At 63.9% G+C, this 16,205-nt stretch carries 12 protein-coding genes and 3 pseudogenes; 5 read left to right on the top strand and 10 right to left on the bottom strand.

The features are described 5' to 3' along the window. Positions 1 to 83: 83 nt before the first annotated feature. The 6 genes and pseudogenes from AC061S_RS23860 to AC061S_RS23835 all read right to left on the bottom strand — a co-directional run bounded on the left by AC061S_RS23860 (position 84) and on the right by AC061S_RS23835 (position 4,834). The gene (locus AC061S_RS23860) at positions 84 to 470 is read right to left on the bottom strand and encodes a hypothetical protein (RefSeq protein ID WP_478687949.1); all 387 of its coding nucleotides are present in this window, start codon (positions 468 to 470) and stop codon (positions 84 to 86) included. 308 nt (positions 471 to 778) lie between these two features. Next, positions 779 to 1,690, bottom strand: coding sequence for an IS3 family transposase (locus AC061S_RS23855; protein ID WP_478687948.1), 912 nt, complete (start codon positions 1,688 to 1,690; stop codon positions 779 to 781). A gap of 26 nt (positions 1,691 to 1,716) precedes the next feature. Then, on the bottom strand, positions 1,717 to 2,004 hold the full coding sequence (locus AC061S_RS23850; RefSeq protein ID WP_478687947.1) for a transposase: 288 nt from the start codon (positions 2,002 to 2,004) through the stop codon (positions 1,717 to 1,719). A gap of 68 nt (positions 2,005 to 2,072) precedes the next feature. Continuing rightward, positions 2,073 to 3,314 (bottom strand): annotated as a pseudogene (locus tag AC061S_RS23845) (IS701 family transposase); the annotation flags it as partial. An 88-nt stretch (positions 3,315 to 3,402) separates the two neighbouring features. Further along, positions 3,403 to 4,281, bottom strand: coding sequence for a hypothetical protein (locus AC061S_RS23840; protein WP_478687946.1), 879 nt, complete (start codon positions 4,279 to 4,281; stop codon positions 3,403 to 3,405). A gap of 73 nt (positions 4,282 to 4,354) precedes the next feature. Next, complete coding sequence (locus AC061S_RS23835) at positions 4,355 to 4,834, bottom strand: hypothetical protein (protein ID WP_478687945.1); 480 nt, start codon at positions 4,832 to 4,834, stop codon at positions 4,355 to 4,357. 320 nt (positions 4,835 to 5,154) lie between these two features. Between AC061S_RS23835 and AC061S_RS23830 the strand changes: the two are divergent. Further along, positions 5,155 to 5,745: pseudogene (locus AC061S_RS23830) on the top strand (transposase); the annotation flags it as partial. Positions 5,746 to 6,016: 271 nt separating this feature from the next. Continuing rightward, a pseudogene (locus AC061S_RS23825) lies at positions 6,017 to 6,223 on the top strand (hypothetical protein); the annotation flags it as partial. 334 nt (positions 6,224 to 6,557) lie between these two features. Here AC061S_RS23825 and AC061S_RS23820 read toward each other — a convergent pair. Next, positions 6,558 to 7,160: an IS630 family transposase gene (locus tag AC061S_RS23820; protein WP_478687944.1), complete on the bottom strand. Its 603-nt coding sequence runs from the start codon at positions 7,158 to 7,160 to the stop codon at positions 6,558 to 6,560. After that, on the bottom strand, positions 7,150 to 7,626 hold the full coding sequence (locus tag AC061S_RS23815; RefSeq protein WP_478687943.1) for a helix-turn-helix domain-containing protein: 477 nt from the start codon (positions 7,624 to 7,626) through the stop codon (positions 7,150 to 7,152). The genes AC061S_RS23820 and AC061S_RS23815 overlap by 11 nt, the downstream gene beginning before the upstream one ends. Positions 7,627 to 8,021: 395 nt before the next feature. On the opposite strand from AC061S_RS23815, the gene AC061S_RS23810 reads away from it, so the two are divergent. Together AC061S_RS23810 and AC061S_RS23805 are read left to right on the top strand one after the other, a co-directional pair. After that, the gene (locus tag AC061S_RS23810; protein WP_478687942.1) at positions 8,022 to 8,564 is read left to right on the top strand and encodes a hypothetical protein; all 543 of its coding nucleotides are present in this window, start codon (positions 8,022 to 8,024) and stop codon (positions 8,562 to 8,564) included. 389 nt (positions 8,565 to 8,953) lie between these two features. After that, positions 8,954 to 13,294 carry a golvesin C-terminal-like domain-containing protein gene (locus tag AC061S_RS23805; RefSeq protein ID WP_478687941.1) on the top strand — a complete coding sequence of 1,447 codons (4,341 nt, stop codon included), beginning with the start codon at positions 8,954 to 8,956 and terminating at the stop codon, positions 13,292 to 13,294. Between the two features lie 70 nt (positions 13,295 to 13,364). On the opposite strand, the gene AC061S_RS23800 is transcribed toward AC061S_RS23805, so the two are convergent. Next, positions 13,365 to 13,955, bottom strand: a complete 591-nt coding sequence (locus tag AC061S_RS23800) for a DUF6461 domain-containing protein (protein WP_478687940.1) — start codon at positions 13,953 to 13,955, stop codon at positions 13,365 to 13,367. Between AC061S_RS23800 and AC061S_RS23795 the strand changes: the two genes are divergently transcribed. After that, complete coding sequence (locus AC061S_RS23795; protein ID WP_478687971.1) at positions 13,908 to 14,165, top strand: hypothetical protein; 258 nt, start codon at positions 13,908 to 13,910, stop codon at positions 14,163 to 14,165. The genes AC061S_RS23800 and AC061S_RS23795 overlap by 48 nt on opposite strands. Positions 14,166 to 14,267: 102 nt before the next feature. Here the strand turns inward: AC061S_RS23795 and AC061S_RS23790 are convergent, their stop codons facing one another. After that, the gene (locus AC061S_RS23790; RefSeq protein WP_478687970.1) at positions 14,268 to 16,016 is read right to left on the bottom strand and encodes a LysR family transcriptional regulator; all 1,749 of its coding nucleotides are present in this window, start codon (positions 16,014 to 16,016) and stop codon (positions 14,268 to 14,270) included. Positions 16,017 to 16,205 lie beyond the last annotated feature (189 nt).

Genomic DNA, 16,205 nt, shown 5'->3' with positions numbered 1-16,205 from the left:
CGCACGGCTCGGCCGAGGCAAGGCCCTGCCTTCTCGGCCGAGCCAAGGCCCGACCCCCTCAGTCGAGCCAAGGCCCGACCCTCTCAGCCGATCCACGCTCGAAGACGCTCGCTGAGCACCACGTCATGGGGCAGTCGCTCCAGCTCGTGGGCAGGCACGTCCACCCCGTGTTGCCCGAGGACCCCGGCGAGGTAGCCCCAGTGTCCGGCCGCCATCTGCTCCTGCGTCCTGCCGCCGAAGGGCTCGTCCGGCCCGACCACCGTCCGGGCCGTCTCCTCGATGTCCTCGGTGGAGGTCAGCGCGGGGATGCCCGACGGGCCCGAGGTGCTCCAGCCGCGATCGTCGAGCAACACCACGCTGCGGCCGTCCGCGAGTTCGGCCTCGAGCCGCGCCGACACCGACAACTGCCGAGTGCTCGTAGTGCCGACGTGCAGATCGGTGTAAGTGACCAAACGGGTCACCACGGTCATGCCGCACTCCTGTCGGCTCGCCCACAACGCCCGGCCCGGTTCCATGAGCTTCCCGTGACGGCCCGGCGCGGGCGCTCACGGAATCGTCGGAGCCTACACTCGGCGCCCGGCCCCCAGCTGTAGGGTCCGGGATTCCGTGAGCAATCGTGAGTCAGTGACCTGCGGCGTCGACAACGGTGAGCACTGCGCTCAGCGGGCTCCGTAGCCTGATCATGAGCAATCCGCAGGCGTAGCAGTCGCGGCAGCTACTGGTGCTGCCCCTGCAACGGCCAAGTCGGCCGCGTACCCCCTTCCCGCGCCCGCTGTGGCTATGACGGTAAACTGAGGGTCTCGCGTTTTTCGGACAGTGACTTGACCGTCTTTTTCACGCGGCGATTCGCAGCCTCGTGTATTCGGCTTGGACTTCGCGCGGAGGGCGGCAACCCGCTGCCGAATGGAGGCGCTTGCGATTGTATCAGAATTCGATGTAGCGGGTGACGTCCCGGGCGGCGTCGCGGGTCAGATAAGTCACGCGCGAGACACGCTCGTTCTTCAGAGCCGCGAAGAACGATTCGGCCATGGCGTTGTCGAAACAGATCCCGGTGCGGCCGGCAGATCGCCGCAGTCCGAGTTCGCCAAGAACTCCCGCATACTGACATATAGTTACTTCCACGGTCGGAGTGGAAGATTGCCCCGTCGGTGAGTTTCCGGTTCCGTGCCGCGTTGCGGATCGCCTGGGATATGAGTGGAGTCTGATAGTGGTCGTCCATCGCGTAGCCGATGACTTCCTTGGTGCAGCAGTCAATCACAGTCGCGAGATAAAGCCAGCCCTCACCTGTTTTTATATAGGTGATGTCCCCGACGAGTTTTTCGCCGGGTGCGTCGGCGGTGAAGTCGCGGCCCACGAGGTCCGGCACCTGGCCTGGTGCGGCCTGTGTGAGGGACCGCCGCTTCGGCTTCGGCTGGCACGGCACCAGGCCCAGGTCACGCATGATCTGGCGGACGAGCTCCAGACCCGTGGCGATTCCCCAGCGGGCCAGTTGCGCGTGGATGCGCCGGTGGCCGTACGCGCTGTTGGACATTTCGAAAGCCTTCGCGGCATACATTTTCAATTCCTCACGCCGCTGGGCTGTCGCGGAATCCGGGCGGTCCCGCCATTCATAGTAGCCAGACTTGGACACATCGAGCCGTTCACACATGAACTCGACTGGGTACACGTATTCCGTAGTATCGAGTCGCATCGTTTCGATGAACTCGTACTTGCTCGCTACCGGGGATCCTTCGCGAAGTATGCTGCGGCTTTTTTCAGGAAGGAGACTTCCATCTCCAATTCCAGAATGCGTCGGTCTTGTTCTTTCAGCCTGACCCGTTCATCCAGTGTGAGATCCCAAGACGGTGACGTGGAGTTCCGCTGATGACGGCGAACCCACGAACGCAGGGTTTCAGAATTGATCTCAAGTTCCCGGGCAGTATGGGATATCGACTTGTTCGCGGAGAGAGCCAGCCGGACGGCTTCCTCGCGAAACTCCGGGGTGTACGGGCTAGAACGTGCCACTTGCTTTACCTCGTTTCCTTACAGATCAACCCTATTGGGTCGCTGTCCGGAAACTTCGGGGCCCCTCACAGCACGAGGGCCCGCAGGAGACGGACGAGTCCGGGGCAGCTCAGCGGGACGAGGTTGGGCTCTTCCTCGGCGGCGTCGTGGACGGCGGCGGTCGTGAGGGCGAGGACGGCGGCGGCGATCAGGGAGAACAGTGACCAGCGCATCCAGGAGTTCCAGCAGGTCACCTGGCCCTGGTCGAGTCCGGTGAAGCCCTTGGCGAGCTGGAAGGTCTCCTCGATCCGCCACCTGCGACAGATCACTTCCACCAGCGTACCGAGTGAGACGTCGCCGGGTGCCCAGCAGCGGAAGTAGGACACTTCGCCGGTGTAGCGGTGGCGTCGCGCGACCAGCACACTTGTCCCCGCTCCCGCCGCGTTCCCCTTCTCGGTCTCGTCGGGAACGTCGTCGGGGCGGACATCGAGCCAGGCCCAGTCGTACTCGCGGGTGCCCTTCGTGTCGTGTCCGGTCTGCCGGCGCATCCACTGCCCGGGCCGCACCTTGTTGATCAGCTTGCGAGCCTCCCACCGGCGGCCATTCCCGTCGGCGACCTGGTAGGTGGAGGCGATGGCGACCGCGTAGCCCAGTCCCAGCGCCCGTATGCCCCGGCGGAGTTCGCGCCCGCAGTACACCTCATCGCCCGCGAACCAACGGGCCCCGATTCCCGTGGCGAGCGCGTCGGTGACCATGGCCAGCGCCTGCTGCGGCTTCGTCGCGAACACGATCTCCTCCGGCACCCCGGCCACCTCGCGGCGTTCCTCGTCCGCGGCCGAGTCCGCGGGGAGGTACAAGGCCCGGTCGATGATCACCTTCACGGTCGCGGTGACCGCCGCCAGATGCACCGCCACCTGGCACAGACCGACACCGCCGATCGCACCCGAGTACTGCCGGCCAGAGCCCACGCAGTCCGTGGACGACTTCGCATCGCCCGTCTCGTCCACTACCAGTACCACTTCCTGACCGGCCAGTTCATCGATCACGAGGCGGGCGATCTCCGCCCGGGCCTCCTCGTGGTCGAACTTGGCACGGGACAGGAGGTGTTGCAGCCGGTGCGGGCCCGGATGCCCGAGCGCCTGCGCGAGCGTCCAGCAGTTCTGCGTGTCCACCTCCAGCAGGAGTCCCTCGACCAGCTCCGCCGCCGTCGCCCGCGCCTCACGCCGCGCGAAGCAGTCCGCGACCGCCCCCATCGCCCTCCCGAACGTCTCGCTCCACGCGTGCTCGGCTATCGTTGCTTCCACGGCCACCGCGTCCTGATACGTCGTCATAAACGTTCATGATCGCGGTGGCCGTACTCATTCCCTCACCCAGCCCGGGACGCTGACCAGGGCAGACGCTGGAACTACAGCTGCCGTGTTAGAGGCGGGACGCCTTGTCGACCGCAGACTTGTTCTCCGCCTTCACCCGGTCCAAGGGGGCTTGGTTCTCCTTGATGGATTGCTGCTGAAGCGGAGCCTCGCTATCGAACCAGATCTTCTCGACGTCGTGGAGGTCCCTGCACGCGACGTCGGCCTTCGCAGTGGCGATCTCCAGCTCCGTCACCTTGTAAGGGTCGGAGAAGCGAGGGTCGTCATTGGCATCCATCGGCTTCTCGTACGAGTAACCCTTTGCCTTCATGCACGACGACCACTTGGCGAACACCGCAATCACCTCCGGGTTCTTGGCCGCCTTCTTGTGTACTTCGCCGTTGATCTTTTGCACCAAAGGATTCGGCTGCGCTGCAGGGACCTGTCCGTCGGCCGCTTGGACGCAGCCCCTCAGGGTCCCCTCGTCCGCGCCGGAGATATCCACAGCCCCCACCAAGAGGGCCTCGTCGTAAGCTTTCTGCTCGGCGGCGTCCGGGTGGTAGCCTCGCTCGGCTGCCTTCTCGGCGTCGTGGATCCCGTACCGCCAGTCTGTCAGCGTCTTGCCGCCCAGAGTGGGCAGATCCGGCGCCGGAGACCACTTCTCATAACCAGCGCCCTTCATGCACTCGTCGATCAGACTGTCCCGTGCCCCGCTGATAAGCCGGGTCTCCGCCCTGGTCGGCATGTACGCCTCGATAGGCAGTCTCCACGTCGCGGGATTTCCCGGATCCCCGACGTATGCCTGCGGCATGGCCGGCGCTGCTTGGCCAGCCAAGCCGGCCGACGATGACTTGCCGTTGCCTGAGGGCGCGTCCGCCGACCACCCGGCGATGGCGGCTGCTCCTACCGCAGCGGCCGCCAGTACCGGAATTGCCACCTTGATAGCCATTCCCTTACCGCTCACTACTTCTTTCCCCTAACCCCGAGTCGCGATTTTGACTTCCATGCTTCCATTCGAATATTCAGGCCCACGCGAAGGATGCATTTTCGTTGTAGACGTTCACGAATCGATCGATATGCTGATAGGGCGCCATGGCGTCATAAACCCCTTTATAACCACTAGAGAAGTAAACCCGAGCCGTAAATTTGTAATGCTCATTCTCACCCGACGCGGCGTTGTTCTTGATTTTTTGCCCTGACCCAGGCCATGGGCTACTGGCGCCTCCAGAGCAGAATCTAAGTGGGTAGTAGCTGCCACTACCATCCCGCAATACATCGAAGTTATATACGGAATAACCAATATTCCTGTACGCGCCATTTTGTCCAGAATTATAGTAAATGTGAAACTTGAAGCCGGATCCATAGGGGTCATCGCAAGCTTCCGGGTAATGCAGATTGTAGTAATCCCCTGCGGGGTCCTCGGCTGACGCGACAGACGCGCTGCCCAACGACACAGCAAGTGCGGCCGCAACCCCGACCGCTACTGTGATTGCTCTACGCATTTTTCTCCTTACGTTCTTGGTGGGTTGATTCCGGTCACTCGTAGGGTCGGGGACCCAGGGATGCCGGGTGTGGTTTTGCGTTCACCAGCCTTCTGGTGGCTTGAACGGATTGGTCGCCCGGCATCCCGCGACGACTCGACCACTCATGAGATGCGCGCGACAAGATCGCTCGGTAAGGACACGCTGGCGAGGTCGTCTGCTGGGGCCGGTACTGGAACGACTTCGGCGGTGGCCGTGCCCGAACTCTGGGCCGGGATGCGGGCAAGGCCGATCACCACTCCGTTGTGATCGATGCCTCTGGAACGCGCAAGCTGTCGGCTGCCCTGCGCCCGATCGGCAAGAACCGGCTCGCGGAGTGGCTGAAGAACCGGAAGGTCCCCAACTGCAAGCTCGTTGCCAGCAGCGCGGTCGAGGCCGCCGAGGCCCAGCACACCGCTGTGATCGGGGAGAAACTGGCCGCCACGGTGGTGGCCAAGCTTGCCAGGGAGGTGATGGCCCTCGATGAGGAGATCGCTGAGATCGACGCCCTGATCGAGGGCCGGTTGCGCGACTACCGACACGCTGAGGTCATTCTGAGCATGCCAGGCATCGCTCCTGTCCTCGGAGCAGAGTTCATCGCCCACACCGGCGGCGACATGAGCGTCTTCGGCACCTCCGACCGCCTCGCCAGCGTCGCCGGCCTGGCTCCCGTCCCGAGGGACTCGGGATGGATCAGCGGCAACATGCGAAGCCCGCGCCGATACCGACGCCTGCTGCGGGCCGTCTACATGTCCGCGATGATCGCCGCCCGCTGCCGCCCCAATGTGAAGGCCTTCTTCGACCGTAAGAGGGCCGAGGGCAAGGGCCACAGGCAGGCCGTCATTGCCCTCGCACGCTACTGCCTGAACGTCTTGTCGGCCCTCATCTGCGATGTCCGCACAGTCGAAGTCACCGTGCCGCCCGGCCCAGCCACGTTCGGCTGGCACACTCACAGCGAGTCACCAGAGGCGCTTGATAACTTCATTGGGAATCCGTTCACCTTAGATCATTCGTGTGCGGAGGATTTTCACACGCAGGATGGTGCCCCGTGGGGTGGTGTAGCTGATTTTGGCTGGAAAGTGCGCCGCCCCGGTGCTCCGTGTGCATCGGCTGCGGGCGAATGCTCCCTGAGAACGGGGCAGGCCAGCGTGCAAATGTCCTTGGGTGACGGGCAGGCAACCCAATGAGCGCACGGCGGCCTTGTCCCAGCATGACCTACTTCGCCTGGTCGAGTCACTACGTTCGGCGGACGGTCTTGAGCTCGTCCGCGAGGTCGCCCGGCGACTGTTGCAGGAGTTGATCGAGGCCAAGGCCACCGCTCAGATAGGCGCCGAGTGGGACGAACTGCTGGACGAGCTGACGGTGCTGCGACCGAGAAGGTCCGCGGTGGCGAGGGCCTGCGACTGATGGGCGAGGGTGGGCTGCTGCCCGAGCTGGCCCAGCACCTAATGCAGATCGCCCTGGAAGCGGAGATGGATGAGCACCTGGATGCTGAGCCCGGACCCACCGGCTTGACTCCGGAGTGATCATTTCGGGGTTGTGCGGGCGGTGTCGTGGCTGAGCGATCACCACCCCGAGTACCTAGCAAAATTAAAACACATGACATTCAATCAAAGGGTTTGGCGGATTCGATCAACCCTCGATTGCATGCATTGGATCTCCACCTGACAGAAATGAGCCAGAGTGACCCAATCAAACATGTTGATCAGAAACTTAAAGGGTTCTGATTGAGGGTGTAGCGGACGTGGGTGCCGCCGAAGTAGCCGCGGACGATGTGGGGCTGGCGTTGGCGCCGCCGGAAGAACCGGCGGGTCTCGGCGGCGAGTTCGGCCTGGTTTCTGGCCCGGTGGGTGTGGGGCAGGCTGCGTTTGAGGTCGGCGTTGACCGGCTCGTCCGGGTTCAGCTCGGGTGAGTACGAGGGCAGGAAGTGCAGCTCAATCTCGTCGTCGTGCTCGGCGAGCCATGCCCGGACGGCCTTCGAGCGGTGGGCCGAGTGCTGGTCGACGACCAGGTGGACCTTCCGGTCGAAGTGCCCGACGATCCGGGTGAGGAAGCGGCACATGACCTTCGCGTCGAACGACTCGGTGAAGACCATGAAGTGCATCCGGCCGCGGGTGCTGATCGCGGACATCGCGTTCACGGAGAACCGGTTTCCGGTGCGGCGGACGATCGGGGTGCGGCCCTTCTCGCCCCAGGTGAGGCCTGCGACCTGGTCGGATCGGATGCCGACCTGGTCGGCGAAGAGGACTTCGCCACCGTCGGCCTTCGCCTTGGCGCGGATGGCCAGCCAGGTCTCCTCATGCCACACACGGACCGCTTCCGGGTCCTGCTCGACCGCCCTCTTGTCCGGACGCTGGACGCTGGAAGGTCAGCCCCCAGCGCCTGAGGTACTTGCCTAGCCCGGGCTCGGTGAACCGGACCCTGTACAGCTTGAAGATCAGCTGGCCTATCTGCCCCCGCGTCCACAGCTGACCAGAAGGCCCCAGGTCGGATGGGGTGTGATCAAGGACAGCCTGCCGGACAGCGGCCTGCTCGGCCTCGGAGAGGACCTGATGCTCACCCACGCGACGGCCTCGCTGGCGGGACAGCAGCGAGTCCCGACCGCCGGCCTGCCACTTCGGCCACCAGTTGTCCACGGCCTTGACCGACACCTTGAACAGGCCGGCAACCTCCACCCGGTCCCGGCCCTCCGTCAGCGCGGACACCGCCAGCAACCGCACGGCCTCCTGCGCGTCCGGCGACCAGGTCCGCGCGTCCCCCACCAGATCACTCACACACCGTCAGCGAGCGTGAACCCAAAGCGTTTCGGATCAATAAGTGCCCCCTTATGTACTTTTCGGCGTGGGCCGCAGAGCTGGGTAGCGAGATGGTTTCAGCCGATGATTTTAACCGGAGGTCGAAATTCTATCAGGCCTCTCATACCTAAATACCTTGCGTGAGCTGGCCGTTGGGGTGTTGGGCGACTCCGACTGTAGGACGAGTGTCAGCCATATTCGCTTCGGGACTGGGAACCCTTTGATCGATCACCGTCACGAGATTTAGCCTGCGTGAGCCCGGTGAGGGTCAGAGCGGAGCGCTGGGGGCACCACTAAGGGTCGACGGCCGCCGACGTTACGACCCCTCGTGGGCTCTAAATGATTCCGCAAAATACGATGATGGGAAACGAACCATGAACAGGAATCTCTTCCGGACCTCTGCGGTCGGAATAGCTCTGACCGCCTTCTCCGGAGTCATCACCGTTTCGCAGTCCGCCAGCGCAGCGCAGACTTGCACGACCAACAGCACGGTTCATTCGATGCCCGGCGCCATCCCCGAGGCTCAACTGGTGATCCCGGTCTGCGCCGAGGCTCTCGCGGACAACAAGGTCCGAGGAAAGTCAGTCCTCCAGTGGCAGTTCCTTAACGACGGCCAGTCCGATCTCACAAGCAAGCGTTACACCTCTTTCAAGATCACCACTCGCCTGGAGAGCCGGGCTCCGGGTAGCGGCGCGGCTGGCGATGTCGTGGTGACGAGTAAGACCTGCGATTTCACGACCAACATCAACACGGTGGCCGACAACTCCACCGCGACGAACATCACCTGCCTGACGCCGTCGGTGACGCTCGACCCGAGCAAGCAGTGGTCTGGTGACGCGACTGTCGTGTACGACATCGAAGGCGATGCCAAGGGTCCCATCACCTGGCAGCTCAACGGCTCGCCCCTGATGAGCTAGCCCTATCTCGATCCTTCGTGACGGGTCGTCGGATCGCTCGGCGGCCCGTTTCGGCCTGTCCGGTAGGCAAGTGCTCGGCTGACGGACCGAGTTCGAAGATCTGAGCAGAGCAGTGATGCTCGCGTTGGCGAGTTGTTCGCTCACCAACGCGGGGTGCGGCCAACTCCTGGTGGATGGCCGTCTTTCGATGTCCCCGAGCCCCAGCGCTGTACCAGCAAGGCGCAGCGCCCTGAGCTCCTCGTTCGTGACGCCGTTCGTGATGCCCGGCCACTTCTCCATCCGGCATCGTGCCAGGGCGGTCTTGCGCCGCGATTTCCCATATCCGCCAAGCAAGGAAGACTCCCTTGAGACATCGTGCAAGAAGGCGCCGCGCATCAGCGGCGGCGCTCGTGAGTGCTGCGCTCATATGCGGCCTGGTACAGGGGCAGGCGTGGGCGGAAGCGGTGAAGCCGGATGCAGCAGCCGCATCGGCTGCTGCCGCGGACCCGTCCCAGGTCGCTCCCGCCGACCGTGAGAAGGTCCTGGGCAAGGGCTGGAAGGCCTCGACCGACCGCGCCTGGACCACCAGTGGTGACACCGCCGGTTTCCACTTACTGGTCGCCGACCAGAAGGCCGGCTACGGCTGGCGCACGGCCGCGACACTGGCCGAGCCCGGCTTCGACGCCGACATGTGGATCGGCAACGCCTGCGTCACCGGGTCGGGCAAGCGGGCCGTGGTCGCCTACGCGCCGCGTACGTTCACCAACAAGCCCGAGCTCATGGCGCGGGGCGCGTTCACCGCGGTCGTGGACCTGGACTCCGGCGCCGTCACCAAGCTGGACCGGCAGGCCTCGCTCGCCTACTTCAGCCCGGGCTGCGGCACCGGCGAGAGCGCCGTGCTGACCCAGGCCGGCGGCGACACCAAGAACCAGACCCGGCTGCTGACCGTGGACGCCGCGGCGGCCAAGGTCACCCGGACCACCGAGCTGACCGGCCAGGTCACCTCCGCGATCCCGGTCGGCAACGACATCGTCGCGGCGGACTCCGCCCGCCTGACCCGGATCGACGCGCAGGGCCGCCGTACTGCCCTCGCCCGTACCGGTCAGGTGCCCTTCGGTCTCAAGGCGGATGCCGAGGGCGGCCTTGTCTACCTGGACCGGCCCGCCGGCTCCAAAGACAAGGGTGAGGTCAAGCGCATCAGCGCGGCCGACATCAGCCGCGGCAACGCCGACAAGACGAAGCCGGCCATCCTGGCGCGCGGCGCTTTGACGAAGATGGACGTGACCGGCAGTGCCGGCGGTACGGTCGTCATCACCGGCGAGACCAAGGCCGCGGACAAGCTGCCCAAGACGGTCCAGCGCCGCCCGGACGTGCCCAAAGAATCCCAGGTCACCACCGGCGCCAAGGCGCTGGTCACCAAGGTGGCCGCGGCCGGCGAGAGCGACCCGCGCAAGCAGGATCTCTCGGCCAGGGCCCAGAAGATCAGCCTCAAGGTCTTGGCCACGGGCAAGGACACCCTGTTCACCGTCACCCCGTCGCTGACAGCCGACAAGGCCGCCGCGGGCACGACTCCGTCCCCGGCCCTGGGCACGGCAGCGCCGAAGCCTGCTTCCCCGCGTGCGGCACCGTTGGCCGCCGGTTCGCTGGCCGAGGACGAGCGTTACTGCGCGGTGCCACGAAACGACCCGGCCAAGCAGGCCATGCAGCCCAAGCCCCGCCAGGTGGAGTGGGCCGTCGACCAGATCGTCAACGGCACCCTGGACAAGAACGTGTCCCGGCCGGCGAACTGGAAGAACCTGGGGATGCCGGCCTATCAGCCGCAGACGCTCTTCCCCCGCCTCGGCCTCCACAGCGGCGGCCGGATCCCGGCGCAGGTCCTGCTGGGCATCACCGCCCAGGAATCCAACATGTGGCAGGCATCCCGAGTTGTCGTACCCGGCGTCACCGGGAACCCGCTGATCGGCAACTACTACGGCATCAAGTACGCGGCCAACGGCCAGCAGAACGACCCCTGGGGCATCAACTGGGCCGAAGCCGACTGCGGTTACGGCGTCAGCCAGATCACCGACGGCATGCGCATGCACGGCCGTGAGAAGCCCGGCGAGGTGGCCACGCTGTCCACGCTGCAGCAGGAGGCCGCGGCTCTCGACTACACCGCGAACATCGCCGCCGGCCAGCGCGTGCTGGCCGAAAAGTGGAACAGCACCAACCAGGACGGGCTGATCGTGAACAACGGCGACCCCAAGTGGATCGAAAACTGGTTCTTCGCCCTCTGGGCCTACAACTCCGGCTACTACCCCAAGGCCGCCGCCGCGAACAACGGCGGACTGTGGGGCGTGGGCTTCACCAACAACCCGGCCAACCCCTTGTGGAAGGCCAACCGCACGCCGTTCCTCGAAGGACCAGCCGGTACCGACGACTACTCTCAGGCCGCCCACCCGCAGGACTGGCCCTACCAGGAGAAGGTCATCGGCTGGGCCGCCCGCCCCCTCGAGGCGATGGAATCCCCCGGCAAGATGGTGTCCGGATTCCGCGCCTCATGGTGGACCAACAGCGCCCTGCGCACCTCGGCCAAGCCTGCCGAGGGCCTGTTCTGCACCGCGGCCAACAGTTGCGACCCAAGCAAGATCGGCCCGAACGACAAGAACGACCCGGGCCTGGGCGCGTGTACCCGCGACGACCTCAAGTGCTGGTGGAACCAGCCGGTCAAGTGGAAGGAATGCGCCCTCTCGGAGTGCGGCAACGAAATCATGCGGTTCAACGACACCTACAAAGAGGAAGCTGACGGCACCGCCTATCCGCCGAACTGCACTACTAGTGGCCTGCCGGCGAATGCCCTTGTCGTCGACGACGTGGCCGACAGCACCCCGATCCACCGGCCGGGCTGCACCCAGAACAAGGCCAATAGCGGCACCTTCAGCCTCGATTTCGCCACACCCAGCGCCAAGATCGACTTCCAGCAGCTCGGCGCTGGCTACGACGGCAATTTCTGGTTCGCCCACACCCGAAAAGCCGGTGCCGAAGGCGACCGCATGAAGGTCACCGGCACCTGGAAGCTGAACCAAACCCTCGACAAGGACGCGAAGGTCTGGGTCCACCTCCCCGACCACGGCGCCCACACCAAAGTCGCCAACTATGAGATCCAAACTACGAACGGCTGGCGACAGAAGATTGTCTCCCAGCCGGGCACAGGAAACCGCTGGGTGAGCCTTGGTGCGTTCCGCTTCAAAGGCGTGGTCCCAGAGGTCCGCCTCACCACAATCACCACGGACGGTACCGGCGACCAGGACATCGCCTACGATGCCGTCGCATTCGAGCCCGGCAATTTCTCTCAGATGCCGGACCTCAGCATTCCCGAAGCCGACGAGAATGCCTCGGACGAACCCTACGACAACGCCCCCGACGAGCCCAACTACCTGGGCTCGAGCGTCTTGCCGCAGATGCTGCTCAAGAGGCAGGACTTCGGCGGCCCTCTCAACCCCAAGGGTGTCCAGATTGAGCAAGGAAGTGGCTGCGCGCCTGTTCTTGGGAAGTCGGGTGAGGAACTGTGTCACTCCAGACGAACCATCTCTAGTCCCGACACGAAGGGCCTCACCGGAGCGGCGATGCTCGCGACAGTTCCGGACTATTCCACAGATGCAGACAGTCTCTGCTCGCGGGTGACTACGAAACCGCTTGTCCTCACTCGCGACGCGGCATGTTTGCGGGAGGAGCATTCATGGACACGACTCAAGGATAATGCGCCCATCGGGCAGGCAATTTTTCTGATTGACGCGCCCACGCAGCTGGATATTCGGAGTGCAGAGTTCGAGCAGCGGATTAAGATCACTCCGCAGCGTTTGGATGTGGGATTCGGCCCCGTCAACATGACTGCGCGGGCTAACTGCAGTGGCCCTTGCCAGTCGGGAACTATGCAGTGGAATGTTCCGGCCGATTGGCTGCCGGGAGATGCCCACACGTCAATTGCCACCATTAAGCACCGCTGGACGAACACCGGTGGTAGTGACACGATCGGTCACTCCTGGGGCCTTAGCGTCTCCATGTTCGGCAAGAAGACCGAAATAGACAGGGCTGACGCGAATCTGCGAGTCCGTTGCGATGACACAACCAAGGGGACGCAGGCGTACAATAAGACGGGGTGTATATTCCCGGCTTATATTCCGACCTATCTCGTCAACACTGCAAAGGCCCCGTCGGCAGCAGCTTTGTACTGGGTTCTGCAAGAGAAGCTTCCAAACCATGCCGGGAGCAAAAGCCACAACAGTCCGGTCCGCTATCTGGGACCTGGAAACATGAAGGGCACGGACAAGACTACTGGAAACGCGAAGGATCAAACCAACAGCGACAACCGGGATATAGTTTGCCCAACCTCGGGGCAGTACAAATTCGAGCCGGTGAATAATTACAGCTGTGACGAATATCCCTTCGCGATCACCCATGAGAGTGGTGGTATGCCTGGCGGGGTCAATCAGGTCACCAGCGGCGACGATTGCGTCAACGTCTACGCCGAAAAGCAGCCGGATGACCAATGGAAGCTGTTCGATGACCCGCGCTATCCGGTGCCCACTTGGACCGAGAAGTGCGGGCGAGGGTCCATACTGCTGAGGGAGAACAGTGGTGCCGCCAACAGGATCGGCACCCAGTTCGTGCCAAAAAAGCGGATGTTGGACGAGGATAAATTCTTCGTTGGCGTCCCAGGATTCGAGGGATGTAATCTCGACCAGCTTTGTGTAGTGCGTCCACGCCCGTAATTGGACGGTGGTCCGGAGGGGGTCGGGAACGGAAATGGGTTTCCGTTCCCGACCTCCTGTCGTTTTCACCTCAGTGGAACGAGGCGGGCTCCAGATTGACGGCCGGCAGCATGGCATGCTGAGACGTCATCTGCGGGATGGAGAGACCGAACTCTTCCTCGGCCAGCAGGAGAGCGCACCTGTCGATATCTTCTGGCTCGGCAGAAAGGCCATTGCCGAGTAGGATTCCAGCCCGCTTCATGGCAGGAATGATGGTAGTCGGATCCTCGCCTCTTACTGCCCGCTCATCGAGGTTGCGAACTTCGAAATATGCTACGGGTCGGCCTTCACTGAACAGGCGAAAAACGGAAGGCGCCGAAAAGCTCTTGGTGAGCACAATCACATCGGTATACTCCGAGACGGTCTCGATGACTTCTTCGTCATCACCTTCCATGCTCTGGAGCTCCAACGCAAACGCCCAACCATTCTCGCTGCCCACCAAGGCAATCAATCCATCCCCGCCGTCAAGTTGGACGGCATCGTCGAGATGCATCGGTTCTGTAATGGCGGTCGGATCACCTCCCATACGCCGGACGAGCTCCTCCGCAGTCAAGCCTTTCGCGAAGGTTAGGCAATAGTTGTCGAAATCTGCATTGGCAATCCACTGCAGTCCGTCAGGCACGAGCTTCCTCCCATACATTCTGCTTCTCGGGTCCTCTGCACTTTACGTCCGCATCGCCGGCGCCGCCCGCACCACGGCCACGATCACCCCGAGCCCGGCGTCGACCCCCGAAGCCTCCTGATCGCAGTCGGACAGTGCGGACTGGTCGAAGGCCAGGGCGACATGGCCGCCGACATCGCCCTTGACCTGCTCGCCGCGCGCGACGCCTGACCGGACATACGCCCGCCATCCCGCTGTCTGTCACTGAACCGTCGCGTGAACGGACGTTCGCTGGGTTGGGGGCATCACGGGCTGCCGAGCGCGTCCAGTGGTTCAAGCTGGATGGCCGTTGTCCAAGAGCGCTAGAAGATGCACTGCCTCGGTGATGAGTTGGTGCCCATCGACGGTCGCAGTGAGAGGGGTGGAGCGGTTGATCACTGGGAACTCAACGATCCTCTCGATCCCTCGGAGTTGGTAACTGAGGGTGCCGGCCGAAACATGCAGGTGCGACGCCGCTGCTGAGAGGTTGCGGTGTCCTGGGAGTTCCTTGAGGTAACGGAGCCGTTGGAGGCAGTTCCTGGTGACGCTCAGCGAGCGCATGGCTGCCGACAAGGGCGTGTCGAGTGTGCCGAAGGGGTTGACGAACCGCTCGCGGGGTCGTCGAGGGATGTTCCATTTCTGGAGAAGGTGCAGAATCCCGTTTTTGTGGGCGCCCAGCTCTTGGGCGATTTCGAAGGAGCCTCTCCCCCTTCTCAGGTACTGATCCTCGAGCCACTCCTTGGAGATGGACCGTTCGAGGGAGAAGGGCGGACTGGACTTGCGTAGGGGGATCCCTGCGTCTTTGAGGGCACGGTGGACCGTGTGGTTGTTGCATCCCGCCAGCTCCGCGATCTGCTTCTGGTGCAAGCGTTGTTCCTCGTAGAGCGCGCGCAGTTGATCGGGCGCCAGAAGGCCACGGCGTGGGTAGAGGCGACCAGGTCCGGGGCGGCCTTCTAGCAGCGGCTCGGGCGCTGTGACCCCATTTGCTTCGGCGTAGAGGTTGACATGGGATCCCGTGATCCCCAGGGCATGCGCCATATCTGTGGCGGAGCGGCCGGCCGCAGCCAGCTCCCTGAATATGGCGGCGTCAACCGCGTCGGGGTTGACGCCAGGCCAATCAACGTTGTCCACCCAGGATTCGGGTGGTTCCCAGCGGACGGCTTCGTCGATGCCGTGGTATTGGAGGTTAGCGCGAGCTTGGTCGTGGAGGAATCCTTTGAGGTCGTGGGGGAGCCGGAAGTGGTACTCGTCGGGCCAAAGGGGGGTGTTGGAATCGGCTCCAGGGTCGGCGCCGAGGAGGAGGCCGAGCAGTGCCCACCTCGCGCGCTCGATGCGACGAGGTGAGAGCTGGTGTCCGTGGTGAAGGCAGATCTTGCGGTAGCCGGCCAGGTCGAAGCTGATCGTGGTGTCGGTGAATGTGGCCCGTCGCCGCTGGTAGTCGACGGGTGACTGGTGCTGGTCAAGGGCGCTGGCCAGCAGGCCCAGCGGGATGGGCAGTGAGGTCTGTTCGTGTCGGCCCATAGCGTGGCCGAGCGCTGCTCGGTTCCCCTTGTGCTTCTTGTTCCCTAGCAGGATGGCTGCCTGCTCGTAGTCGTAGGTTGATCCGGGGAGCAACAGCATGGAGGCGCAGGCCCTGCGGAAGCCCGGCTGTCTGCTGGCACTGGTCACGTCCCTGGGCAGGAGCCGCATTGCCCAAGCTGGCCAGAGCATGGCCGGTAGCTTGGCCGCTCGGTGGCGGACGTCCTCCTCGGTCAGGGTCGGCAGCGCCGGCGTGCGGGTCGCACTTCCGTAGCGAAGCCGTGCCATTATGTTCAGCTCCGGGTCGGCTGCAGCGAGTGCCCGCGCAACGACCCGCGGGCCCGCGGGCATCCAGCTCTGAGCCCACGCGGTGATGTAGGCCGACTGCGGACGACCGGTCGCCCCGGAAGCCAGCAACCAGTTGAAGACACCCTCGTGGTCGCCGTGCCCGGTGTCGAGGGCGATCCTGGCCAGCGCTGTGCCGACGGCGGTGTTGTGACTGTCGGCTGTCTGCTGGAGACTCAAGGGGGTGGGTGCGCTGCCGCACTCAGCCAGAACGGTGTGAGCTACGGCTGGAGCCGACTCCCAGCGATAGCGGACCCCGTAGAGCGCCCGGCGAGCAAGGAGCGACAGTTCTTGACCATGCCTGTGGTCAGGCTGAGCCTCGCTGTTCAGCCCGAGCACACTCCGATCGACTTCATGCTGAGCTGTCAT

This window comes from Streptomyces sp. CA189, from assembly GCF_056428985.1.
The sequence above is the reverse complement of the archived record's forward strand: the minus strand, read 5'-3'. Positions and strand labels throughout refer to the sequence as shown.